Source organism: Ligaoa zhengdingensis (assembly GCF_014384885.1).
GTDB classification, from domain to species: Bacteria; Bacillota; Clostridia; order Oscillospirales; family Ruminococcaceae; genus Ligaoa; species Ligaoa zhengdingensis.
Genome location: NZ_JACRST010000008.1, coordinates 28,331 through 52,278, shown reverse-complemented (window position 1 = coordinate 52,278; position 23,948 = coordinate 28,331). Strand labels below are relative to the sequence as shown.

Sequence of the window (23,948 nt, the reverse complement as noted above, 5' to 3'; positions counted from 1 at the left end):
CCTCCTGAGCATAATTTTGAGCATGGGTTATTTCCGCTGGTGCTCCTGCTCGCAGTAAATGCAGCGGTAGACCCCCTTTTCTGCGTCGGCCAGCTTAAAAATGTGCTGTATTTCCTGTTCCACTGAAGTGATACAGCGGGGATTTTTGCATTTGATCACGTTGATTACCTGTTCGGGGAGTTTGAGCTTGCGCTTTTCGATGAGCCCTCCCTCGTTGATGATGTTCACCGTGATGTCCGGATCGATGAATCCGAGCACATCCAGATTGATGTCGATATTTTCGTCGATTTTGATGATGTCCTTCCGACCCATCTTGTGGCTGCGGGCATTTTTGATGATCGCCACGCTGCAATCGAGGCGGTCGAGGTTGAGGTAACGGTAGATTTCCATCGCCTTTCCCGCGTGGATGTGGTCGATGACCACGCCTTTGTTTAGACTATCCACATTGAGCATCTCAGTCCACCTCCAATCCCAAAAGTTTGAGGATCAGCGCCATGCGCACATACACGCCGTACTGCGCCTGTTTAAAGTAGGCAGCGCGCGGGTCGTTGTCCACCTCGGTGGAAATTTCGTTGACGCGGGGCAGCGGATGCAGGATAAACATCTCCTTGCTGGCCAGGCTGAGCTTCTGGCGGTCGAGGATGTAACTATCCTTCAACCGGACGTAATCCTCCTCGTTGAAGAAGCGTTCGCGCTGCACGCGGGTCATGTAGAGGATGTCCAATTCCGGCAGGACCTCTTCCATCCTCTCTACCTCCACAAAGGGGATGTTCTTGGCGCGCAGCACCTCCTCGCGGATGTAGTCCGGCACCCGCAGCTCCTCAGGTGAAATGAGGACGAAGCGGATATCGGAATAGCGGGCGAGAGATTTGATGAGGGAATGCACCGTGCGGCCAAATTTGAGGTCGCCGCACAGGCCGATGGTGAGATGATCCAGCCGGCCTTTGAGGGAACGGATGGTGAGCAGGTCGGTCAGGGTCTGGGTGGGATGTTGATGGCCGCCATCGCCTGCGTTGATAACCGGGATGCCTGCATACGCGGACGCGACCTTGGGCGCGCCCTCCTTGGGGTGGCGCATCGCGCAGATGTCCGCATAGCAGGACACCACGCGGATGGTGTCGGCCACGCTTTCCCCCTTGGAAGCGGAGCTGGAATCAGCCGAGGAAAAGCCCAGGATGCTGCCGCCCAGGTTGAGCATGGCCGCTTCAAAGCTCAGGCGGGTACGGGTGCTGGGCTCATAAAACAGGGTCGCCAGCTTCTTGCCGCGGCAGACTTCGGCGTACTTTTGAGGATTTTTTTCGATGTCGCTCGCCACATCGAGCAGTTCGGCGATTTCTTCCACCGAGAGGTCCAGGGGATCGATCAGATGCTTCATGTTTTCTCCTCCGATAGCTTGCAGCAAAATCCTTTTTACCGCCTCTGATTATAACATGTTTTGATGGATTTTTCCTGCGATTTTTTCATCCCGGAAAATTTTTACGTAATGACAGATTCGGTTTGTCAATTCCGCGGCTTTTTTGTTGATTAATCTGCGCGTCGCCTCCTTTTGGCCGGCGGCAGTCACTGCGTGGGGCAGGCCGGCTGGATCTGCACGCTTCCCTCCTTTTTCGCGGAATTGGTTGTAATTTGTATGACTTTAGACTATAATGGAGAAAAAGGCTGAAGCCGCTGACTCCATCGCAGCGGAATTTGGCTGAAAGTCATACCAATTGTAATTCTATCTTATCGCATTTCCAGGGTTCTGATAAGAACCGTTTGAACCGATGGACGCAAAGGGGGATCGGGACGATGGCGGATCATTATGAGCTGCCCCATTTTGGCGGCAAGCTGATGTCGGCACAGGTGAGCGCCCTGCTGATGAAGGAGATAAAGCAGGGGATTTTTGCAAACAGCGAAAAACTTCCCTCTGAGGTGGAGCTTGCGGAGCGCCTCGGCGTATCGCGCACGGTCATCCGCGACGCGCTCTCCGATATCGAGCGGGAGGGCTTTATCGAGCGGGTGCGGGGCATCGGTACGGTCATCTGCCGGGATATCGTCAACCTCACCAACCGGTTCGACCTCAAGCTGGAATACAACGAGCTGATCGAGAACTCCGGATACCGCCCACATTCGGACAGTATCCGCCTGCGGCTGGAGTATGCCGATGAGAAGACCGCCGAGCTGCTGTGTGTGGACGAGGGCTCGCGGCTGATCGTCTGCGAAAAGCGGGTGCTCGCCGGTCAGACCCCCTGCATCTACTCGATTGATTACCTGCCTTACGAGCTGTTCGGCAAGGTCGATTACACCGACCTCGACTGGTCGCAGCCGGTTTTTGACCTGCTGGATAAATATTGCGGATTGATCATCACCACCAGCATCTCCAAGGTGTCGGCCACCAATGCGGATGAATTTATCCGTTCCAAGCTGAACGTGCAGCCCAAACAGGCGCTCATCCTGCTCGACGAGGTGGGGTACTGTAAGCTGAGCCGTCCGGTGATGCGGTCGCTGGAGTTTTACACCGACTTTTTCGACTTCACCATGCTGCGCAAAAAATTCTAAAATGGAGAGGTCCGCCCATGAAACTGCTCCAAACTGTTTTTGTTGCGGGACTGTCGGCGCTGCTGTGCGCCGGTTGCGCCCGACCGCCGGAATCGGCCGCCCCTTCCGCACTGCGGGAAGAGGCCGCCGGGCCGGCTTTCTCTTTTTCGGAGGCATCCCCCTCGCCGGAAGAATCGCTTCAAGAGGAAAGTAACTGTGTCCTGGAGGCTGCCCGGGCGGTTGCAGAGCAGATTGAGCGGGAGCATCCGCCCGGAATCGAGCGGATTTGCGCGGCGTATGAGTATCTGATCGTCAACACCGTGTTCGGCCCGCCGGTGGGGTTGGATGCCTGGCGCTACCGCGAGCCGGTGCCCGATGCACCGCTCGACTACCTGCACAACCGCGCCCTCAGCCCGCTGCTGTTCGGGGTGGGTTCCTGCGAGGATTACGCGGCGGCGTTGACGGTGCTGCTGCGCGAGCTGGGATACGAAGCGGAGTACCTGCCGGGGTTGACCATATCGGTGTACGGCGGATTTGTGGATCACGCCTGGACGATGGTGCGCCTCGATGGGCGGTGGTATCATCTGGACCCGCAGTTGGAGCAGAACGTGATGCGGGGCGGTACCATCACTTACCGCTACTTTCTCAAATCGGACGAGACGATGATGGCGGATCACCGCTGGGGGGAATCGATGATCCGCTACGGCGGTCTCACCGAAGAGCAGGTGGAAGAGGTTGAAGCGGACTATCTCATGCACCCATGTCCGGTGGACGGCCCGGCGCGCGCCCCAAAGCAGCTGCCGCAGCCCGGCCGTCCTGACCGCTTCGCACTGGAACGGCAGTTGGCCGCAGAGAGGCGCAGCTACGAAGCGGAGTATGGACCGCTGCCCGACCTCGAGCTTGAGGTTATCCCGCCGGTGTTCGGCGAGGACGGATACGGCATCAACGACGATTTCTAACCGCCGCAATCACCGTGGAGCTTGGATCCACGGTGATTTTTTGTCCCTAATTTGAAGATACTGGAAGGTTTTCGTCGTCTTATAAAAAGAAAAATCGTAAGAATATCGTAAGAAAGGCCGCGCCCCGCTCGTAAGAAAGATCCGGTATGATGATAAAAATGCGGCCCTGCATGTTTTGCACACTGCGAAAGGACGGGATACCATGGAACAACAGGAAAAGAGACGGAAAGGATGGAGCCTGAAGGGATGGCTTTCCTCCTTTTCTGGGATTCATCCCCCAAAAGGCGGGCGGGCGGAAGAAAAAGCGGCCTTTTTGGGGGAACAGGAGACGGGAAGCGGCGTCTTTGGAACCCATTCGCTGCTCACGATGGTGGCGGTGGTCACACTGTTTTTGCAGTTGATCTCCTTCATTACCACCTGGAACGGCGCACGGGTCTATTTGGGGGGCGTCTTCTTTTTGGCGCCGCTGTTGTTTGCGCTCGCCATTCAATGTACGGTATATTTCTTGAGCAATTCTCTGCGCGATAAAATTGCTCCGATGCGGGTGGTGGTGCTGTTGATCGCTACGGCATGCTCCACCTATTACAGCTACATCGGCGTTTATAACACGGTCAACCCGCCGCAGCACTATCTGGAGACCCGCTACGAGGAGATCAGCCGCGATCTGACCGGTCGCTATGACCAGATTCAGGCGGGGATCACGTCGGATGTGCGAAACCGGATGGATGCGCTGTTTGACACCTTGACACGCGGCCAGACCGAGCTGGCGATGGAACAGGCGAGACTGGAGAGCTGCCAGGAGGAGCTTTCGGGGGTGGGCGCGGGGCTGTCCAGCCAGATCAGCACCCCCAACCGGGCCAATTACAGCCGCTATGAGGATTATGTGGCCGCTTACAACGCCTACCTGTCGAGCGTCGCCCAGAACAGTGGGATAGAATACTCCGCCAACCAGCAGGCGATATTGGGCAAGTATGGCTTTGAGAGCCAGGCGGAGTTTGCCGAGGCGCTTGCGTCCTGCACCAGCCGACTGAATACGCTGGAATCCACCGTGGGAAAACTTGCGGATCAATATGCGGGCGGCGCGGGGGAGGACTTTGCGGCGTCGGCTGGGGCGCTTCGAGCAGCGCTTGAGGAAAGGTTCGCCGATGCGCTGGAGAGCGGTAGCCTGCCCGACAGCACAGAAGCGGTTTTCTCCCAGCTCGGCATGATCGGACGGGAGCTGGGCTATGCCGGAGGTGATCTTGGGGAGGCGTTGGCGCGTCTGCGTGTGGGACTCACCTATGTGGGACAACCCCTGCTCCAGCCGTTTGAGCGGATCGCCGAGGAACTGGATGGGGGAAAGGCGACCGAGGAAACCGCGATGGAGCTTAAAAGCGAGCTGGATACCCAGGTGCTGCGGGCGATATCAATCATCAATACCCTTTCGCCGGAAGCGGACCTCTCGGCAGACGCCGCTGAGTATCTCATCCACGATCTTTACCTGCTTCCTTTGGTGAATCTGACGGCGGCGGATACCGCGGGTATGGCGCGCTTCTGCCTGTTGATGGCGGCGCTCATCGACCTGCTCACCATCCTGTTTTCCCTGGTCACCCGCCGCGAAAGGCCGGTGCATACGCTGACCCGAACCAAGCAGGTGGTGAACAACGAGGCGCTGTTCGCGCGGCAGGTGTACGGCTGCCTGATGTTCTGCCCCGGCGAGGGCGGCGCGACCGAGCGGCTGGGCGCTTTTCTGCGGCGTTTTAGCGTTTCTGAGGTGACCGCGGACAACGGGTATTCCCTGTATGCGACGAAATCCTCGCTGGAAGGCCATGGCCAACTGCTCGCGCTGCTCTGTCAGCTCAATTATGCCAGGATAATCCCTGCGGAAAGCTACGACGAATTGCGGCGGGACCGCTGCCGTGCGGCGGACGGAGAACCGCTCTGCACCTTTATTCCCGGGTTTGACGACCCGCGGGAGGAGATCATCCTGCTGCGCAGCAGCTTTCAATACTGGGCGAACGAACAGCTGTCCCGCTGGGAGGATCTGCCCGATGCGCAGGAGGAAACCGTTTTGGAACCGCTGTGGACAGGAGGCACATTATGATTGGATATTGGATGATTGCTTTGATCTTTTTGGCTGCAATGGCAGTGTATCATTTTGTGAACTTGCCGATGAAGGGGCGAAAGCTCTACGATCCCGGCGCTCTCTACTGGTTTACCGTGTTTCTCGCGTCGTCCGTCGCAGCCGTGTTGTTTTGGGGGATGTGGCCGCTGGTTCTTCCCCTGACGGTCGCAATCCGATTTATTTTGCTGGTGAGCTGTGTGCTGGTTCTGGCGCTGATCTGCCAGTTGATCTCCCCATCGGGTATCTTTCGCAAGCAGGAAGCGGGGGAGGGGCCCCAGCCGCTGAGCCAGCGGCAGCTAGGTTACAATGAAGAGCGCTTCGACCTCTTTCTGAGATCCGCCAGCCGGGTGATGATCGGCGCCGTCATCGTCTGCCTGCCTGCAATTTCAGCGCTCACAATTCTCGCTCACACGTTTTTGCCGTCTGTGGTGCAGGCGGCGCAGCCCTACCAGGAACCACTTGGGTTGGCGCTCGCCGGATTTGTGAATCTCTGTCTATTCCTGCTGCTTCCAGTTGCGCTGCGGCAGACAGTTTGGAAACTCCGCTGTGTACGCCGTAAGGGTGTATGCACCGAGCAGATACTGGCGCACAAGCGTCAGATGGAGTTGACAAACCTCTTAGAAGGGAAAAATAGAGTATTATAGTAGGATAAAAGAGATGTTTCCCCTGCACTTTGCACAAGGAAACGTCTCTTTTATTGTGCACTGAGGGGGACAGGCCGCAACTGCGTATGGGAAAATATACATAAACCCAGAAAATACTGGAATATCGTTTTCATTTTGTTCATAAACCAGGCACGATTAGGTCATTATTACAGTTTTTCGGTCACATATAAGCAATAAAATTTACACTTACTGGCCATTTTTTTGGAACAAAATGTAGACTTTTTTTGTTGTTTCGTCTATAATAAAACCATACGTATAAGCCGGTACAAAAGTTGGATGAGAGAAATCTTTATCTTTAAATGGAGGCGGCTAAAAACAGTCGTCGCTCAAATATTTGTGCGGCGGCTTTCTGTTTTGGGACAACTTGGTTTTATCGCCGTAGTGTTTAAGGGCAAATCGTTTCAGAAGATTCAGTCGAAACAAGGGAGGGCTTTCAGTATGCATGGAAATGCAAAAAAGGTCATGCTGTCGGTATTTTCGGTTTTGGTTGTACTGGCAATGGTGTCGGGCGCCACGTTTGCATGGTTCACAGATGCTGGATTTGCAGATATTAACTTTGAGGCCGGTGTGCTGGATATCAGCGTGAGCGACGAAATGGGCGGGATGTCGCCGCTCAAATTTGATAACCTGCGGCCGCTGACGTTGGAGCAGTTTCAGGCTGAACTCGGCCCTGACTTGACCAATGTCAATCAGGACGGGTTCGACCCCGCGCCCAACTATTTTTGCAAGGTGGTCATCACCAATGAGGGGACCCTCCCCGCGCGTTTAAAGCTGACGGCGCAGTCCATCGCGGTTCCCGAGGGATGCGAAGTCCTCAACATGCAAACCGATGGAATCAGCGTGTGGCAGGATGGGACGGTCGCCTGCCACAATGAGCTGGAAGATGTGCTCAAAATTTATGTATACGAAGAAGATGCCAATGGCGATTGGATGTTCGTCGAGGGCGTCAACCTGAATGCGAAGAACAAAGAGGACGGCGAAGCGAGTGAGTTCCTCCCGAGCGAACATCTGGGGGCAAAGGAGGAGCGCGCATATGTCATCGCGGCGCATCTGCCCGAAGATGTCGGCAATACATATCAGGCTAAGCATTTCCACGGCGCGCTGTTCGTGAGCGCTGCGCAGGCCGATGATGGGACCGGATGGCCGGTTCTGCCCGACGATGGCAGCGAGCTCGATCCCGATCAGCAGCAGGTGAGCATCCCGATCTCCTTTGAAGACAAGGATACAGGCGATGAAGTTGGAGCGACGACGCTTGCGGTGTCCAAATCGAGCTTCGCGGAAGGCGTCTACAATGTGACCACTGAGATGGTGAAAGCTCCGAAGGGGTATCGTTTCGATCCCGCGGAGCAGAACGGGGACTCCACTTTGACCGAAAGCACAGCGTCCAAAGTGACTTTCACGGTGGTTGCCGATGAGGCGACTTCGGATGAGGTGGAGATCACAGTCAACTTTGAGGCGGCCGGCGTCAACGTCGGTTCCACGAAAGTGACGGTCGCTAAGGCTGATTTTGTCGAGAACGTTTACAACGTCACAACCGAGATGGTGAGCGCGCCTCAAAATTATCACTTTGATCCCACGTCGCAGACGCAGCCCTCCACCTTGACCGGCGATAGCGCATCGGCCGTAACCTTCACAGTGGCCGCCGATGCAGCCTCCACTTATGAGTATACGGTGGAGTACAAAGTGGATGAAACGGTCATCAAGACCGACACGGGGAGCGGCCCTGCGGGTGAGTTTACCTATACGCCCGATTCGGTGATTGCCTACAATGGCAAGAATTATGAGCCGAAGGCCGCGAGCTACCGGTTCACCATCTCAGCGACCGAGGCGAACGAGTTTGTCGTTCCCTGCGAAGAGGTGCTGGTCAGCGGCGACGGCAGCAGCTGGGAGCAGGCGATTGTGATCAATACGCCGGAGGAGCTGAACGCTGTCCGCAACGGGCTGGACAAATATTACATCCTGAACAAAGATATCGATCTGAGCGGATACGCCAACTGGACCCCCATCGGCAATACCGCTTGGGCGAGCGGTTGGTTTACCGGCGGCCTGGACGGCAACGGACGTACAATCAGCAATGTGACCTCCACCATTGCGTCGGCGACTTCCGGCACAAACTATGCGACTTATAATGGTTTGTTTGGATGCGCATACGGCGCGGAGTTAAAGAATATCACCATTATCAATGCAAATATCAACACGAACTTCAATAATACGCAGGCATATACAGGAATTTTGGTCGGCAGCAGTTACAACACCACGATTACCAATGTCCATACGAACGGTTCTGTCACCAGCAAGAGCTCAGGAACCGGCGGCGTCGTTGGCTCCACCTGGGGCAGTTCTACGGGTTCGTCCAACAGCGGGTCGATCAGCAACTGTTCCTCCACAGCAGAGATCAGCACGTCGGCAGGTCAGGTCGGCGGCATTGTGGGCAACTGCAATCGTCCGGTGAGCGGCTGCTGGTTTAATGGCAGCGTGTCCAACACTTATAGCGGCACAGCGGGCGGTATTGTGGGCCAGATGTCCTCTTCGCTGAGCAATTGCTGGTCGGCGGGCTCAGTTGAGGGCAAACAGGGCCAAAGCAACGGTGTGGGCGGTTTGGTCGGTCATTTGAACGGCGGCACATTGAGCAATTGCTTCACTGTGGCGAAGGTCAATGCGCTGAACACCTTTAATACCACTGCAGCCGCCAACCGTACAGCGCAGCCGGCAGTCGGCAGCGCTACTACCGCTGCAAATTGGAATTCGGTCTATTTCCAGACAGGTAATTTCTATGTCAATAATGTGCTCAACACTTCATGGGACAACTATTCTTCGGGGTCTTACCTGTTCTGTTTCAAAAAAGATACCAGCGAAATGCGCACGGCGACGACCTTTGCCAGCTGGGAGGCCGCTGTATGGAAGATTGAGGATGGCAAACTGCCTGAGTTGATTGCCAATCCGACGGTTGGTTAATTTCTTCGCACTCTCCCGCCGCTAGTGGGAGTTTAGATATACAAATTTTAAAACGGGGTGAAAATTGTGAGCAATCAAAAGAAAAAAATCGCACTTTCGGTACTTTCGGTTCTGGTTGTATTGGCGATGGTGCTTGGCACCACATTTGCTTGGTTCACAGATGTTGAAACCGCAGACCTTAACTTTAAGGCAGGCGTGCTCAACATTACGGTGACCGATCCCACCAATCCGGAATCGGCCGAACTGACCTTTGACAATCTGCGCCCGTTGACGCTCGAGCAGTTCGATGCGGAGCTCACGGATGAGATCAAAAACCTTAACACCGAAGGGTTTGCTCCCGAGCCGGTGTACTTCCGTGCGGTGAAGATCGCCAACGAGGGTACGCTGCCGGCCAAGCTGCAGCTCTCCCTGACAGCTGTTACGCCGAATGATACGGTGAAAAACATCCTGCGCACGGACGACGGCCATGTGGAGCAGGTTGCTGATCCTGCAACCGTAGCTTGCACCAACAAGCTGGCTGAAGTGATCAAAGTGTTCTTGTATGAGCTGGACGATGAAACCGGCAAGTGGACCCGCGTGGAGGGCGTCAACCTGAACACTGTGACCGCTGGTGACGACGCGACATCTTATGAGCCCGCCGCGATGCTGGGCGCGGGCGAAGATCGTACCTACGTGATCGGCGGCTATCTGCCTGAGACTGTCGGTAACGATTATCAGGCGAAACATTTCCATGGCGCTCTGTGGGTTGGCGCTGGCCAGCTCGACGAAGGCGCGCCTATCGGCAAGCCCGACGGCAGCGGCGATCCCGATCCGGACCCGCAGGATATGACCATCAAGGTTATTTTCAATGACAAGGCGACCGGCACGAAGGTTGACGAAACAACTCTCACGGTTAAGGATAATCAGTTCCCCTACACTGTGACGACTGCGATGGTCGCTGCGCCTACTGGTTACCACTACGATCCCGCCGAGCAGAGCCGGGTTTCGACTCTGACCGAGGGCGTTGCTTCTGATGTGACCTTTACGGTGACGGAGGATGCCGATCCGGATCCGCAGGATGTGACCATCAAGGTTATTTTCAACGACAAGGAGACCGGCACGAAGGTTGACGAAACAACTCTCACAGTTAAGGATAACCAGTTCCCCTACACTGTGACGACTGCGATGGTCGCTGCGCCTACTGGTTACCACTACGATCCCGCTGAGCAGAGCCAGGTTTCGACTCTGACTGAGGGCGTTGCTTCTGATGTTGTCTTCACTGTGACCCAGGATAGCACAGTTGATCCCGATCAGGATTACAACTATACGGTGACCGTGCAGTATAAGGAAGGCGATACTGTAAGAAAGGAACAAACCCTGAATCTGACTGAGAAAGGGAATGTTACTTCCTATACTGTAAATGCAGATATGTCTTGGGTAACTGTCCGAAATAATAATTATACGAGTAGCGGTAAGGACTATGATTATGAACTGGCTTCCGGTGAATCCTCGAGTAAAGTGGTTACCCTGAATCCCGAGGATGGTACTACTTCCCCTGAGCCGGTAATCTTCAAGATTAAAACTGGCCTTTATGCGAGTGGTACCGGTTCTGTCGATGACCCGTATATGGTGAGCAACGCAATCGAGTTTGATAATATTCGCTATGCGGTCAATAAGAATTTCAAACTCGCAAATAGTATTAGCTTGGCTGGCGGTAACACTAGAGGCTATTTTGATACCATTGGTTTGGGTGAGAGTGCTGATGTGCCGTTTACAGGAACACTCGATGGTGATGGAAATACTGTCAGCGATATAAAGATCGATTATGGCACCGAATACAACAATGTTGGCATCTTTGCAGAGAATGCTGGTACGGTCAAAAATATTACCTTGAAAACAAATACTGCAACTGATGCAGACGGGGTATGTGGTGGTAATACTGTTGGCATACTTGCAGGAACAAACTCTGGTTTAGTCTCGAACGTGCATGTTTCCGGTGCATCTTCTGGTATTGGTAGTGGGTCTGGTGAATTGAGTAAGGTCGGCCTTTTGGTGGGTGTCAACGCTGACTCTGGTACAATTGAATATAGCAGTGCTACCAATGGGTCGGTTACTGGCTATAGTTATGTAGGCGGTTTGGTAGGCCAAAATTATGGTGCGATTAAGGAATCGTATTCCACCGCTGATGTAAATGATTTAGTAACGGCTTATACCTTGGCTAACACTGATAAGTATTTTATGTTTATCGGTGGCTTTGTCGGTGGTAACGCTGGCACTATTGAAAATAGTTATGCGGTTCCTGAGGCTGCGATCAAAGGCAACGGTGGCATCGGTGCTTTCGCGGGCTTGAATACCAGCAATGGCATAATTAAAAATTGCTATACAAATGCCAGTGGTAAAATTACGTATAATGACTGGAATAACTATGGATACATAACGCTTGGAGTTGGCAAAAACTCGGCTACCGTTACTAATTTCTATTATGTTGGGAGCACGGCGACTTCTGCAGGCACAATTATGACCGAGTCGGCTCTGAAGAGCGCTACCTCCTTGACTGGCTTCTCCACCTCGGTATGGAATTTTGGAACCAGCAGCCAGTACCCCGACCTCATCAACAACCCCCGCTAGTTTTTAGCATTCGTGTTTTGTCCCCGCGGGAGGGGGATAGTTCATAAATTTGCGCCCTCTCTCAACATATAAAAATTTATGGAGGTACTTATCATGACAAGCAAGAAAAAGATTACACTGTCCGTTATCGGCATTCTGGTCATTCTGGCGATGATGCTGGGTATCACCTATGCGTGGTTCACCGACGTTGAGACCATTGGCACCAAATTTGAGGCCGGCGTTCTGGATATCACTGTCGGCGACGATGTGGAGCTCACCTTTGAGAACCTGCGCCCCATGGCTTCCGAAGATGCTTTCATGAACTGGATCAACACCTATGAATCGGATATTGCCCTCTCCTCCAGCCATGCTCCTGAGGGCTACGACCCCACCCCCGTCTATGTGCAGGAGTTCACCATCAACAACGAAGGCACCCTGCCTGTCAACCTGAAGCTGGCGCTTGTGGATGCTGAGGTCCCCGCCGATTGCAAAATCCCCAACATCGTTGATAACGGCGTGGGCGGCGTTAAAGTCGGCGATCCCGCTGAGATCGCTTGCGACAACGGCCTGGGCGTTGATGGCGTTCTGGAGCTCGTTCTCCTGAAAAAAGTGGACGGCGCTTGGGAAAAAGTTACCACCCTGGGCGTAGATGCGCTGAAAGAGGGTTACATCGTCCTCGATGGCGAGGGCAACGAAGTTGTTCTCCCCGCTGGCGAGAGCACCACAACCTCCTATGCGCTGGGTGCTTATCTGAATGCTGATGCTGGCAACGAGTATCAGGGAAAACACTATCATGCCACCCTCAAGGTTCTGGCTGCCCAGACCGATGAAGGCGCTACCTTTGCGGCGTAATCATTGAACCCTTAGCGCAGTTTTTTAGGCAATGTTTTTGATGTGGGGCTGCGGTCGTATTGACCGGGCCGCAGCCCCACACCTTATTAATCTCACCAAAGGGGGCGTCAATGTGTCCCAACTCCTGAAGAAAATTGTTTTAAATTGCATGACGATATTTGTAATATCAGCTTACCTGTGCTTGACATTTGCGTGGCAGGCTGATGTTGCCGCGCTCAATATCGAAGCTGTCGCAGCGCATGTCGATATTGAGGTGGCTGACCTCAATCAGATTGAAGTAAATCTGGAGGAGCTCAAAACAGAACCTTATGAGCAGAATTTTACAGTCGAAAATAAATCCACGGTTCCGTCCGTGATGATTTTTCAGTTGAACGCATCGAATGAAGCGGCGCAGACCTTGTTAGAAAACAACGAGATCGAGTACGAAGTGCTTGATGAGCTGGGCGGCAGCCTGACGACAGTCGAGCTCATGCCTGGGATGGACGCGTTAAATTTGACATTGAAGATTACCCTGTCGGGAGAGCCGGATCTATCCAGCGATACGGCTGATTTCTTATTTCAGGTAACGGCACAGCAGACTGATAACCTCGCCACCAGCCAAAAGGCTGTGGTGGTGTTTGATGTTGCGCCTCAGACAGCCTCCGGAAAAAAGGATTCTGAATCCGTTCAGACCGACAGAGACGACATAGTGACATCCAAAGATGAATCGGAAAATTCTTCCGCCGATGCTGATCTGGTCCAACCTTCTGTAGCGGATCAGCAGTCTGGGGATTCCGATAAAAATGGGGAAGAAAAAGATTCTGCGCAGCCGCCGGTGACGGCTGACACGGAAGGTACGTCCTCGGATGCGGGGGATGGAGTAACCTCCAATGAGTAGGACGAAGCGCTTCCTTCATGTGCTGAACCGTTGTATCAGTGTGGTGTTAACGGTTTTGTTGGTCGGCCTTTTTCTGGTGATGGTTTATTTGATTATTGCTTCCAATACCCAATCGATGCCTTTTTTTAATCAGTATTCCATTTATACCGTCACAACCGGCAGTATGACAGGCACTTTGGATGTCGGCAGTGTGATTGTAGTGAAAAAGGTGGATCCACAGACATTGGAGGAAGGCGATATCATCACCTTTCTCTCTAACGACCCCATGTTTAATGGTAAAGTGGTCACACACCGGATCGTTGAGGTGACCGAAGGAACCGGCGGTAAGATGTTTATCACCAAAGGCGATGCGAACGAGGACCGCGATGGAGCAGCAGCTTTGCCCAGCAATGTATTGGGAAAAGTGGTCTTGCATATCCCTTGGTTGGGTTATTTATTGGCATTTTTGAAGACGAAGCAGGGCTATTTTTTGATCTTAATCCTGCCTTGTTTCGCACTTTTGGTAGTTGAAGTGATTCAGTTAATTAAAAACATCTGCCGTTATGTGGATGAAAAGGATCAAAAAAAGCTCGATTCTGAATCTCAAACCGGGGAAATTTCGGATGAAAAGAATTCTCAGGACGATCAGACGCGGGAAAAGTCTCCTGTGACAGAGGAAGCGGAAGGCGATTCCACGAAAGAGGCGGCGGGTCAAGATAACACAGACGAAGAGAACGCTTAGTGACATCTAGCGGCAACTAGTTGCTTGGATCAATCCAATATCGGCTTTTTGGTTTTGCTTTGTTCTTATTGGGCGAGACTGGAAAGAAGAGGGGGAAAATCATGAAATTAAAAAGAATAGCATGCTCCTTATTGACTTTGCTTTTTCTGTTGACTTCCACAGGAGTGATTGCTTTTGCGGAGGATGCCAGAATCCGCCTCTCCGCTTCGTCAGGCGTGGTGAAGGAAGAGTTTACTTTTTCTGAAACGATGCCGGGGGATACGCTGTCGAAAGAAATTTTCTTGGAGTGTGTTTCGTCCAAACGCGCGTACCTACAAGTTTCTGCATCGGTGAAAGAAGATCAGCTCGATTTGCTCAAACAGTGTGAGGCTGTGCTGAAACTCAAATATGCAGATCAGGCGGAGTATCAGGCGAGCAATACATTTCTGCTTGAGGATCTGTTTAGAGGGACAAAGCACAATTTTGGCTTGAGAAGTGACACCACAAATTTGGTGGATATGTATCTTGAGGTAAAAGTACCGACCTCTTTGGATAATACCTATCAAAATGCTTTGGCTGCCTTTACTATCAATGTTTCGTTGATGCGGAACAGCAGCGGCGGCGGTGGCAACCATAGTGGTGGGTCTTCCGGTTCCCAGGTAGACTTTGATTACTCCAAAGAGCTGCCGGATGCGGGCGCTGATTACACCTGGGTGCACTTTCTCTGGATTATCGGCATCGTCGCAATATTGATGGCGGCGGTTCTTTACGTAGTAATCCGCAGAAAGGAGAGAAGCAGGCATGCGTAAATCTACAACAAAAAAGAAGCTCATTTTATCTTTGATTACCTGTATTGCGGTGCTTGCATTCCTGGTTGTAATCGTTTATGCGGTGACTTTATCGCAGTATCAAGCGGTGGTAACCTATCAGATGGGCTCCATCGACATCGGTCTCTATGCGAATCGAGATACGGATATTCCGCTGGATCAGCTTATCGGGCTGGAGAATTTGGCCCCTGCATCCTCTCCAGCGTCAGATTCTGTAGCGGATGGTACCATGGTGGTAAGAAATCTGGACGAACAGCCTGTGTATTGCCGCATGTTTTTTGGCAAAGACGATTTGAAACATCCTTTGGCAGATGTGCTGCATATCGCCATTCGGGAGGAAGGCGCTGAGGAGTATCTTTACAATGGGTTGGCAAAAGAGCTCTTAGATGGCGATATCTTTTCGGATGCGGTATATCTCTCTGCTGCTGAAACGGAAGGATCGATGAAGACCTTGGTCTTTTATGCCTGGTTGGATGCCTCCGCAGACAATACTTATAATGCGGTCGATTCTGAAAAAATCAGCGACGACATGAGCCTAGTGGTGGAAGCTGTTCAGGCAAAGAATCAGGACGTCAATAATCTGCAATTCCGAAATGAATAAAAGGGGGGAGCCGTTATGAAATTATCGGCAAAAGTATCCGGTTTCCGGTTGTCGATTTTCGCTTTGGGCATCGCTGTTCTCTGCTTGGCGATGTTATTGGTTTCCAGATTGGTGCTCCCTTCGGGCGCTTATCTGGAAGATACGGTTACAACACAAATAATAATTACAAATACCACAACATCCGCAAATAATGCAGACAATGATATTACGTCCTCATCATCGGAGAATGAAGCAACATCGTCTTCTCAGAGCAGCGCAACTGAATAACAGTTTGCCAGCGGTTTTGACAGGTTAACAGGAAGAATCGACATAAAAAGTTGCCCTCAAGTAGTCAACGCTTGGGGGCAACTGTTTTAAAATTATTCTAAAATTGTGAAGTGGCGCTGATGAAAAGAAAAAAACTCTGTAGAATCATATTGGTAATTCTGCTGATTCTGGCATTGCTCTGTGGGATATTGCTTGGAGTCCATTATTGGCGGCTGAATAAGGCACAGCAAGAATTTAGAGAAGTAAAGCCGAGCCTCATCACCTCCATACTGATTCCGGAGGATGAAACTGATTCCAATGAGCAGACAGGGGAGCCCGAGGGAGAGCCTTACGATATCACCCAAAATCCCGATTATATCGGTTGGATTTTGGTTCCAGGGGTAAACATCGATTATCCAGTGATGTATACTCCGCGGGACCCCGAATTCTATCTGCGCAGAAACTTTAAAGGGAATTACTCTTACAGCGGAACCCCTTTTCTTGATGCGGATTGTTCGGTTGATCCAATGAGCAGCAATCTAATCATTCACGGGCACAATATGAAAAACGGCACGATGTTCAGTAATCTGCCCCGCTATGCAGAACCGGATTATCTGGCGCAGCACTCTGTCATCTGGCTGGTTTTGGGCTCGACGCAATATCAGTATGAAGTGGTTGCTGCAATCCCCTTTGCGGAATTGCAGGAAGATGAGGAATTGGACAATCGATACAATTTCATGTTGCAGCCGGATACGGAGGACACCTATCGCTTGATGATGGAGTGTGTGGAATCCTATCGCTGCTTTGACACCGGGGTGGAAACCTCCTTTGGCGATCGATTCATTACCCTGGTGACCTGTGATTACGCTGTAGAACATGGCCGTTTTGCGGTGATCGGCCGCCTGGTATCCTAAAATCTGCTTAAAGATCTTCATCGGCTGTCAATTTGTCGGTTAGTAGCCCTTCTGCGTGTTTTTTCCTTGCACATGCCTTTTCAGCGGGATTTCCGACACAATGCCAGTTCTAAATAAGAAATATAAAAGCGCATCGACTGTAGTTCGATGCGCTTTTATCGTGAAACTAAATATTATTTTGCCAGCAGATCGGCCACATACAGGCCGTTTGCCGCGGCCTGAGACAAGGAGCGCGTAAAACCAGCGCCATCGCCGATCGCATAGATCTCCTGACAACCGACAATTTGAAAGTTTTCGCATTCGGGGCGTGCCGAATAATATTTGCATTCGATCCCGTAGAGCAGTGTATCGTAATTGGAGGTGCCGGGCGCGATGTGGTCTAAGGCCTCCAACGTCTCCAAAATGTTATCAAGCTGGCGTTTCGGCATACACAGACTCAAATCCCCCGGGACGGCATCCAAGGTGGGACGCACGGTACTTTGTTTAAGGCGCTTCTCATCGGTGCGCCGGCCGAGCTTCAGGTCGCCCAATCGCTGCACCAGGACGCTTCCGCCGCTGATTAAGTTGGCGAGGCTCGCCACGTGACGGGCATATTCAATCGGATTGTTGAAGGGTTGGGTAAAACGAATGGTGGAAAGCAGTGCGAAATTGGAATTTTGTGTCTTGCGCGCCTGATCGCGATAGCTGTGGCCATTGACCGTCAAAACGCCGTCGGTGTTTTCCGTGACCACCTGTCCGCCCTCATTGAAGCAGAACATGCGCGTGGTATCGCCGTATCCCTTGCTGCGATACCAGATTTTGGGTTCGTAAATCTTTTTGGAGAAATCCTCCCAGACGATGGCGGGTAACTCTACACGGACCCCCACGTCCACCTGGTTATTTTGCAAAGGGATGTGGTTTTTTTCGCACCATTTGACGAAGAAGCGGCTGCCCGCCCGCCCGACAGCAAAGATGACGCGATCAGCGGTCAGGGTATGCTCGCCGTCCTGATCCAAAACGGTGACAACGCGGGTGTTTCGGTCCACATCCAGAACCTCGGTGCAGGTGGCAATCTCACAACGCGTACTGAGATCCTCGATCAGCTTATGCATCGTTTCAAAATTGGAGTCTGTTCCCAGATGTTTGAGTTGCGCCTGGCTCATGTGCAGATCATGCTGGGTGCAAAGCTTTTTGAGCTCATTGCTCGGTTGAAACCGCTCTGTGGTCGCGCCAAAGCGAACCAAAATCTGATCCGCCTGCTCGATATAGCAAAGGACTGTGTCCGGCGGCAGAAAATCGGTGAGCCAGCCGCCGTACTCGGTGGAGATCACATATTTGCCGTCGGAAAAAGCGCCCGCTCCGGCCATACCCTCCATGATGGCGCAGGATTTGCACTTGATGCAGTGGTTAACTTTTTTGGTGACAATCGGGCAGGACCGCTCGGTGATGGCATTTCCTTTCTCAAGAATACAAACAGAAAGGGAGGGGTTGATTTCCAGCAAGCGATAGGCGGCCATGATTCCGCCGATTCCACCGCCTATAATTGCCACATCATAGAGTTTTTTTAATGGCATAATTGTTCTCTCCTTTTTATGATGGGGTCACTGCCCCAAAGAACCGGTTGGAACACGCAGACCGGTCCGCTGAACCCAAAAGCATGGGCTGAACAAAAGTCGTACTATTTCTGCCCAAACTCATTTATTATAAGGGAGAGAAGCAATTTTGTCAAGGTTTGCGGCGCGTCCGCGCGATAACCTGCATTCTTTTGATGCGCTTCATCAGTTCAGCGGGTCTCATAAAACGGATTTTATCGGTCACAGATGCCGAGCCTTCCTTGTCGCTCAACCCGTGGTACACCGAGAGCATGTAGTTGGCCAGATCCTCCGCGCCGCTGCGCTTCACCGACGCGATGACCGACCGCTTGAGAATTGCCAGCTCCTCGGGTGTTTTTTGCTTGACCATGCGCAGTTTCTCGGCCATCTCTTGGGCTCCATTGAAGACAAAACCGTTGATTCCGTCGCGCACCTGATCGGCGTTGAGCGGATCGAGGCGCTGCAGAACCGGCAGGCCGGTCGCCATTCCCTCCAGCATCGAAATCGAGTTGGTGTCGGAGAGGGACGCAGTGATATAGACATCGCAAGAAGCGAGATAGGGGGGGAGCTCCTCGTGGGGCACCATGCCGGTGAAAGTGACCATATCAGAGATGCCAAGGCGTTCCGCCTGTTCCTCCAGCTCCTCCTTGCAGGGGCCGTCCCCGATGACGATCAGGTGAATTTTGTCCTCGCGTGTGATGCACGCAGCCCAATTGTCCAAGATGACATCCACACTTTTCTCGCGGCCCAGCCGCCCGACAAAGCAGGCGATCATCTGGTCATCAGCGATATGATATTTTGCACGGAAAGCTGCTTTGCGCTCTTCGCTGATATTCTCCGGTTTGAACGCATCCAATTCCACTGAGTTGGGGATGACATTGACAGTCTTATCGACGCCGGCCTGTTTAAAATATTCTGCGCACTTCTGCGACGGACCGGTGAGGGTGGAGGCTGATTTTGCCAGGATGCGGATATAGCGGTGGCTGAACCGGGTCATGGGCCCGACAAAGAGCGGCGGGGCCACATAGTAGATATACTCGTCGTACATGGTGTGCAGGGTGTAGACCAGCGGTTTTTTAAGAATTTTGGCAGCCATCACGCCTGAAATACCGATGCCGAATTCGTTGTGAATGTGGATGATGTCGGGGTTGAAGTCACGGATAAATTTCAGCCGCCGTTCGCTGATGGGCGCTGCGGCGCCGAAGTTGTAAAAGCGGCGCATCTGTTTGGCGGGACAATGTAAAACGCCATCCTTGATATAGTGCTTGCGCGTATTGTAATCGGCTGTCACCACTAGCACTTGATGGCCCAGTTTTTCCAGCCCTTCCTTCAAAATTTTGACATGGGTGACGACCCCGTTGATGTGGGGCAGGTAGGTCTCTGTAAATAATGCAACTCTCATAACGTCCTCCAAATTAAAACAGTTTGATGATGTATCAAGTGTTTCATAAATAGTATAACACAACTTCAGTGTCTTTCAAACCTATAGACGATGTGGAAGAAGTAAAATCTTCAAGAAGTTGTCAATTTTTGGGGATTACAACGGAAAAGCAGGCTTTGATCGCGTTGACTGAAAACAGTCGGTGGGGTATAATAATGAATAGATCATTGGCGACGCACAGCCACTGAATATGCGAAAAGGACTGATAAAATGGATCACAATTTTTCGGTTTCCCTGGAAAAGGTTGCAAAGACGCTCTCGTTGGAGACGATTTACGCCCCGAATGAGCTGAGCAGCATCCTGATCACCTGCGCCGATCTCAACCGGCCGGGCATTCAATTGGCAGGTTTTTACGATTTCTTCGATCAGGATCGCATACAGATCCTAGGAAAAGCGGAATTTGGTTATTTGGAGCTGTTTACACAGGATAAGCTGGGCAAACGGCTGGATAAATTCTTTTCGCTCAAACCGCCCGCGGTAATCATCTGCCGTGAGCTGGAAGTGTTGCCCAAAATGGTGGAGTGCGCAAAAAAGTACGAAGTCGCGCTGATGCGCACGCCGGAGGCCACCACAAACTTTCAGACGCTGCTGGGTTCCATGCTTGGAATTGAGCTGGCGCCGCGCATCACCCGCCACGGCGTGCTGGTGGAGGTTTACGGCGAAGGTATCCTCCTGTTGGGAGAAAGCGGCGTTGGAAAAAGCGAGACTGCGATCGAGCTGGTCAAACGAGGACACCGCTTGATCGCAGACGATGCGGTGGAGATCAGGCGTGTCTCCAACAAGTCGTTGGTGGGCACCTCCCCCGAAAATATCCGCCACTTTGTCGAACTGCGCGGCATCGGCATCATCAACGCGCGGCGCATCTTTGGTATGGGTGCGGTCAAGGTGACCGAGAAGATCGATATGGTCATCCAGCTTGAACCGTGGGATACCAACAAGGTGTATGACCGCATGGGGATGGAAAATGAACAGACCGAGATTTTGGGCAATAAGGTGCCGTCCTTGACCATACCGGTCAAGCCGGGGCGCAACCTGGCCGTCATCATCGAGGTGGCAGCGATGAACAACCGCCAGAAGAAGATGGGATATAACGCGGCGCAGGAGCTGCTGCAAAAGCTGGGGATGCTGGAGAACAAAGATTCAACCAGCACCGCCGACTGGGACGCGTTTTAAAGCGGAAGTGTCCAGTGGGCGGTTGATACGAATGACTGCCCCTCTCATAGGGATAATAACATTATAATCTGAAGAAATACTCGATGATATTCTTACGATTTGGATATCGAAAGGGGAGATATACGGATGCAGCATTATCTGGGAATCGATTTGGGCGGTACCAATATCGCCGTCGGCGTGTTGGATGAATCCTACCGCATAATCGCACGCGCCCGGCTGAAGACCCGCGCAATCCGTCCAGCGGCTGAAATCTGCGACGACATGGCCAAAGCTGCCCGCATGGCGGCTGAACAGGCCGGCATTTCCATCGCTGACCTGCCCTGGGTGGGCGTGGGCTCGCCGGGCAGCGTCAACCCAAAGGCCGGCGTAGTCGGCTATTCTGGCAACTTGGGTTTTCGTGACGTGCCGTTGGCGGCCATGATGCAGGAGCGGCTGGGCGTCACGGTTTATACAGAAAACGACGCGAATGCGGCTGCCTACGGCGAGGCATTGGCTGGTGCGGCAAAAGGGGTGAGCAATGTGCTCGCCATCACCTTGGGCACCGGTGTGGGCGGCGGCGTTATCCTGGATGGGAAGATCCTTTCCGGCAGGGACGGTGCTGCGGGTGAGTTGGGGCATATGGGAATCGTTGTGGGAGGACGCCCCTGCTCCTGCGGCAGAAATGGATGTATCGAGGCGTATGCCTCAGCTACAGGATTGATCCGGTTGACCCGGGAGGCGATGGAGCAGCACCCCGAGAGCCGCCTGTGGGAGCTGGCGCCATCCCTGGAACAGGTGGACGGCAAGACGGCGTTCGACGCATTGCGCCTGGGCGATGCCGTTGGCACCGCTGTTGTGGACGAATATGTGGAATATTTAGCCTATGCGCTCGTAAACTATATTAACATCTTCGCACCGGAACTGATTGTATTGGGCGGCGGCATCAGCCACGAGGGGGAGCCCTTTTTAGAGCGTATCCGCCGGGCGATGGAGGGCAAGGTGTTCGGCGGCGTCAACCACACCCGCCTCGCCTGCGCTACACTCGGCAACGATGCCGGTATTATCGGCGCGGCCCTTCTGGGGAAAAATGCCATCGGTAACCCGTGAGCTCCCCATCATTCTGCGCCGACTGCGCCATCAAGGAGGCTTTCCATGTTGACAACCAGCCAGCTCGAACAGATATGCGCCGCGGCGGGAATTCCCATGTTAGCCGGGCAGCCGATGAGCGAATTTACCACCTTTCGCATCGGGGGACCGGCGGAACTGATTTTACAGCCCGATTCGATCGAACAGCTCGCGGGGGCTATGCGCGCCTGCAAGGAGGAAGGAGTCAGACCGCTGCTGATGGGGAACGGCTCCGACCTGCTGGTCTGCGACGAAGGAATCCGGCGGCCGGTGATCCAACTGGGCAGGCAATTTGCCCGCATGTGGGTAGAGGACGGCGACCAGTTGGTGTGTGAGGCGGGCGCTTCCCTCGCCAAGGTTTGCACCTTTGCCTGGGAAAACGCACTGACCGGCTTGGAGTTCGCATACGGCATCCCCGGCAATGTGGGCGGCGCTGTCTATATGAACGCGGGCGCTTACGGAGGCGAAATCAAAGATGTGGTGGCCTGCGTCACCCATGTGACCCCGGAGGGAGAGGTGGAAACCATCTGCGGGGAAGCATGTGACTTCGGGTACCGGCACAGCGCCTATACCGACAACGGCTGTTGTATCGCCGAGGTGCGTTTTCAGCTTCAAAGGGGCGATCCGGCGGTGATCCGCGCCCGCATGGACGACCTGATGGAGCGCCGCAGAAGCAAGCAGCCGCTCGAATATCCCAGCGCGGGCAGCACCTTCAAGCGTCCGGTGGGCGGTTATGCCTCGGCGCTGATCGACCAATGCGGCCTCAAGGGGCGCAGAGTGGGCGGCGCGATGGTCAGCGAAAAACACGCGGGTTTTCTCATCAACTACGATCATGCCACCTGCGCGGATATGCTGGAGCTGATTCGAGTGGTGCAGGAGGAGGTCAAAAAGCAGACCGGCTTTGAGCTGGAATGTGAGATCAAACATATTGTGGGATAGACTGTGAGATGCAATGCTGAGGACGAATGGAGAAAAGACATGGAATTTTTGATTGTGACAGGAATGAGCGGCGCAGGCAAATCGGGCGCTGCCAATGTGCTGGAAGATATGGGTTACTATTGCATCGATAACATCCCGCCCGCCCTGATCGCCAAGTTCTCGGAAATTTGTATGCAGAGCAAGGGGAAGATCAGCAAGGTCGCGATGGTGGTTGATTCGCGCGGCGGCGACCTATTTGGCGATCTTTTGGAGAGCCTGGACCGCCTGAAGGAGCGCGATAACTGCTATAAAATTTTATTTTTAGACTGCGATGACGATGTACTCATCACCCGATATAAGGAGACGCGCCGCAAACACCCCTTGTGTGAAGGGGCGGCCGTCACCCTTCAGGAGGCCATCCGGCGGGAACGCGAGCTGTTACAGCCGGCGCATCAGCGCGCCAATTACATCATCGATACCACGTTGCTCACCGCCGCTCAGCTGCGCGACAAGATTTATCAAATTTTCCTGGATGGCGGCTCCCGTATGCTCATCAACTGTATGTCCTTCGGCTTCAAATATGGGCTGCCCAGCGATGCCGACCTGGTGTTCGACGTGCGTTGTCTGCCCAACCCGTTTTATATCCCGGAACTCAAGGAGAAAACAGGCCGGGACCGGCCGGTGGAGGACTATGTCCTCAGTTTTGAACAGTCCACAACCCTGCTCGACAAGCTGAAGGACCTGTTGGGCTACCTTGCACCGCTCTATGTGGAGGAGGGAAAGAGCCAGTTGATGGTCGCCATCGGCTGTACCGGCGGCAAGCACCGCTCGGTGGTGTTCACCGAGCATCTGGGCGCTTTTTTGACAGAACAGGGATACCGTGTGGTGTGCAACCACCGCGACATCCTCAAAACGAAAAAATAGGGGGCTTGCATCCG

The 23,948-nt window shown here is 53.1% G+C and carries 21 protein-coding genes; 17 read left to right on the top strand and 4 right to left on the bottom strand.

Annotated elements, in window-relative coordinates; genetic code table 11:
- Nucleotides 1-27 precede the first annotated feature (27 nt).
- Nucleotides 28-453: an aspartate carbamoyltransferase regulatory subunit gene (locus H8711_RS07000; RefSeq protein WP_249282758.1), complete on the bottom strand. Its 426-nt coding sequence runs from the start codon at nucleotides 451-453 to the stop codon at nucleotides 28-30.
- A 1-nt stretch (nucleotide 454) separates the two neighbouring features.
- Nucleotides 455-1,375 carry an aspartate carbamoyltransferase gene (gene pyrB, locus H8711_RS06995; RefSeq protein WP_249282757.1) on the bottom strand — a complete coding sequence of 307 codons (921 nt, stop codon included), beginning with the start codon at nucleotides 1,373-1,375 and terminating at the stop codon, nucleotides 455-457.
- 413 nt (nucleotides 1,376-1,788) lie between these two features.
- Here pyrB and H8711_RS06990 point away from each other — a divergent pair, with 413 nt between their 5' ends.
- The 13 genes from H8711_RS06990 (at nucleotide 1,789) to H8711_RS06930 (ending at nucleotide 16,803) form a co-directional block, all read left to right on the top strand.
- Nucleotides 1,789-2,538 carry a GntR family transcriptional regulator gene (locus H8711_RS06990; protein WP_249282756.1) on the top strand — a complete coding sequence of 250 codons (750 nt, stop codon included), beginning with the start codon at nucleotides 1,789-1,791 and terminating at the stop codon, nucleotides 2,536-2,538.
- A 17-nt stretch (nucleotides 2,539-2,555) separates the two neighbouring features.
- The gene (locus H8711_RS06985) at nucleotides 2,556-3,476 is read left to right on the top strand and encodes a transglutaminase domain-containing protein (protein WP_249282755.1); all 921 of its coding nucleotides are present in this window, start codon (nucleotides 2,556-2,558) and stop codon (nucleotides 3,474-3,476) included.
- A gap of 202 nt (nucleotides 3,477-3,678) precedes the next feature.
- The gene (locus H8711_RS06980) at nucleotides 3,679-5,559 is read left to right on the top strand and encodes a hypothetical protein (RefSeq protein WP_249282754.1); all 1,881 of its coding nucleotides are present in this window, start codon (nucleotides 3,679-3,681) and stop codon (nucleotides 5,557-5,559) included.
- Nucleotides 5,556-6,224, top strand: coding sequence for a hypothetical protein (locus H8711_RS06975; RefSeq protein ID WP_249282753.1), 669 nt, complete (start codon nucleotides 5,556-5,558; stop codon nucleotides 6,222-6,224). Before H8711_RS06980 ends, H8711_RS06975 begins: the two co-directional genes overlap by 4 nt.
- Before the next feature lie 459 nt (nucleotides 6,225-6,683).
- The gene (locus tag H8711_RS06970; protein ID WP_249282752.1) at nucleotides 6,684-9,200 is read left to right on the top strand and encodes a CalY family protein; all 2,517 of its coding nucleotides are present in this window, start codon (nucleotides 6,684-6,686) and stop codon (nucleotides 9,198-9,200) included.
- A gap of 66 nt (nucleotides 9,201-9,266) precedes the next feature.
- Entirely contained in the window at nucleotides 9,267-11,807 is a 2,541-nt protein-coding gene (locus H8711_RS14210; RefSeq protein ID WP_249282751.1) for a TasA family protein, read from the top strand.
- A 93-nt stretch (nucleotides 11,808-11,900) separates the two neighbouring features.
- Nucleotides 11,901-12,638 carry a TasA family protein gene (locus H8711_RS06960; protein WP_249282750.1) on the top strand — a complete coding sequence of 246 codons (738 nt, stop codon included), beginning with the start codon at nucleotides 11,901-11,903 and terminating at the stop codon, nucleotides 12,636-12,638.
- A 112-nt stretch (nucleotides 12,639-12,750) separates the two neighbouring features.
- Nucleotides 12,751-13,515 carry a hypothetical protein gene (locus tag H8711_RS06955; protein ID WP_249282749.1) on the top strand — a complete coding sequence of 255 codons (765 nt, stop codon included), beginning with the start codon at nucleotides 12,751-12,753 and terminating at the stop codon, nucleotides 13,513-13,515.
- A complete protein-coding gene (locus tag H8711_RS06950) occupies nucleotides 13,508-14,236 on the top strand; it encodes a signal peptidase I (RefSeq protein WP_249282748.1) in 729 nt (242 codons plus the stop codon). Before H8711_RS06955 ends, H8711_RS06950 begins: the two co-directional genes overlap by 8 nt.
- Nucleotides 14,237-14,337: 101 nt before the next feature.
- Nucleotides 14,338-15,024: a hypothetical protein gene (locus H8711_RS06945; protein ID WP_249282747.1), complete on the top strand. Its 687-nt coding sequence runs from the start codon at nucleotides 14,338-14,340 to the stop codon at nucleotides 15,022-15,024.
- On the top strand, nucleotides 15,017-15,643 hold the full coding sequence (locus H8711_RS06940) for a hypothetical protein (RefSeq protein ID WP_249282746.1): 627 nt from the start codon (nucleotides 15,017-15,019) through the stop codon (nucleotides 15,641-15,643). The genes H8711_RS06945 and H8711_RS06940 overlap by 8 nt, the downstream gene beginning before the upstream one ends.
- A gap of 15 nt (nucleotides 15,644-15,658) precedes the next feature.
- Complete coding sequence (locus H8711_RS06935) at nucleotides 15,659-15,910, top strand: hypothetical protein (RefSeq protein ID WP_249282745.1); 252 nt, start codon at nucleotides 15,659-15,661, stop codon at nucleotides 15,908-15,910.
- Nucleotides 15,911-16,029: 119 nt separating this feature from the next.
- On the top strand, nucleotides 16,030-16,803 hold the full coding sequence (locus H8711_RS06930; protein WP_249282744.1) for a class B sortase: 774 nt from the start codon (nucleotides 16,030-16,032) through the stop codon (nucleotides 16,801-16,803).
- A 173-nt stretch (nucleotides 16,804-16,976) separates the two neighbouring features.
- Here H8711_RS06930 and H8711_RS06925 read toward each other — a convergent pair whose 3' ends face one another.
- Nucleotides 16,977-18,356: an NAD(P)/FAD-dependent oxidoreductase gene (locus tag H8711_RS06925; RefSeq protein ID WP_249282743.1), complete on the bottom strand. Its 1,380-nt coding sequence runs from the start codon at nucleotides 18,354-18,356 to the stop codon at nucleotides 16,977-16,979.
- 151 nt (nucleotides 18,357-18,507) lie between these two features.
- Nucleotides 18,508-19,776, bottom strand: coding sequence for a glycosyltransferase (locus H8711_RS06920; protein WP_249282742.1), 1,269 nt, complete (start codon nucleotides 19,774-19,776; stop codon nucleotides 18,508-18,510).
- 249 nt (nucleotides 19,777-20,025) lie between these two features.
- On the opposite strand from H8711_RS06920, the gene hprK reads away from it, so the two are divergent.
- From hprK to rapZ, 4 genes are all read left to right on the top strand, one after another.
- Entirely contained in the window at nucleotides 20,026-20,988 is a 963-nt protein-coding gene (gene hprK / locus H8711_RS06915; protein WP_249282741.1) for an HPr(Ser) kinase/phosphatase, read from the top strand.
- A 126-nt stretch (nucleotides 20,989-21,114) separates the two neighbouring features.
- Nucleotides 21,115-22,074 (top strand): ROK family protein, encoded by a 960-nt coding sequence (locus tag H8711_RS06910; RefSeq protein WP_249282740.1) that lies wholly within the window; start codon nucleotides 21,115-21,117, stop codon nucleotides 22,072-22,074.
- Between the two features lie 45 nt (nucleotides 22,075-22,119).
- Nucleotides 22,120-23,031, top strand: coding sequence for a UDP-N-acetylmuramate dehydrogenase (murB, locus tag H8711_RS06905; protein ID WP_249282739.1), 912 nt, complete (start codon nucleotides 22,120-22,122; stop codon nucleotides 23,029-23,031).
- A gap of 39 nt (nucleotides 23,032-23,070) precedes the next feature.
- Nucleotides 23,071-23,934 (top strand): RNase adapter RapZ, encoded by an 864-nt coding sequence (gene rapZ, locus H8711_RS06900; RefSeq protein ID WP_249282738.1) that lies wholly within the window; start codon nucleotides 23,071-23,073, stop codon nucleotides 23,932-23,934.
- Nucleotides 23,935-23,948: the final 14 nt, after the last annotated feature.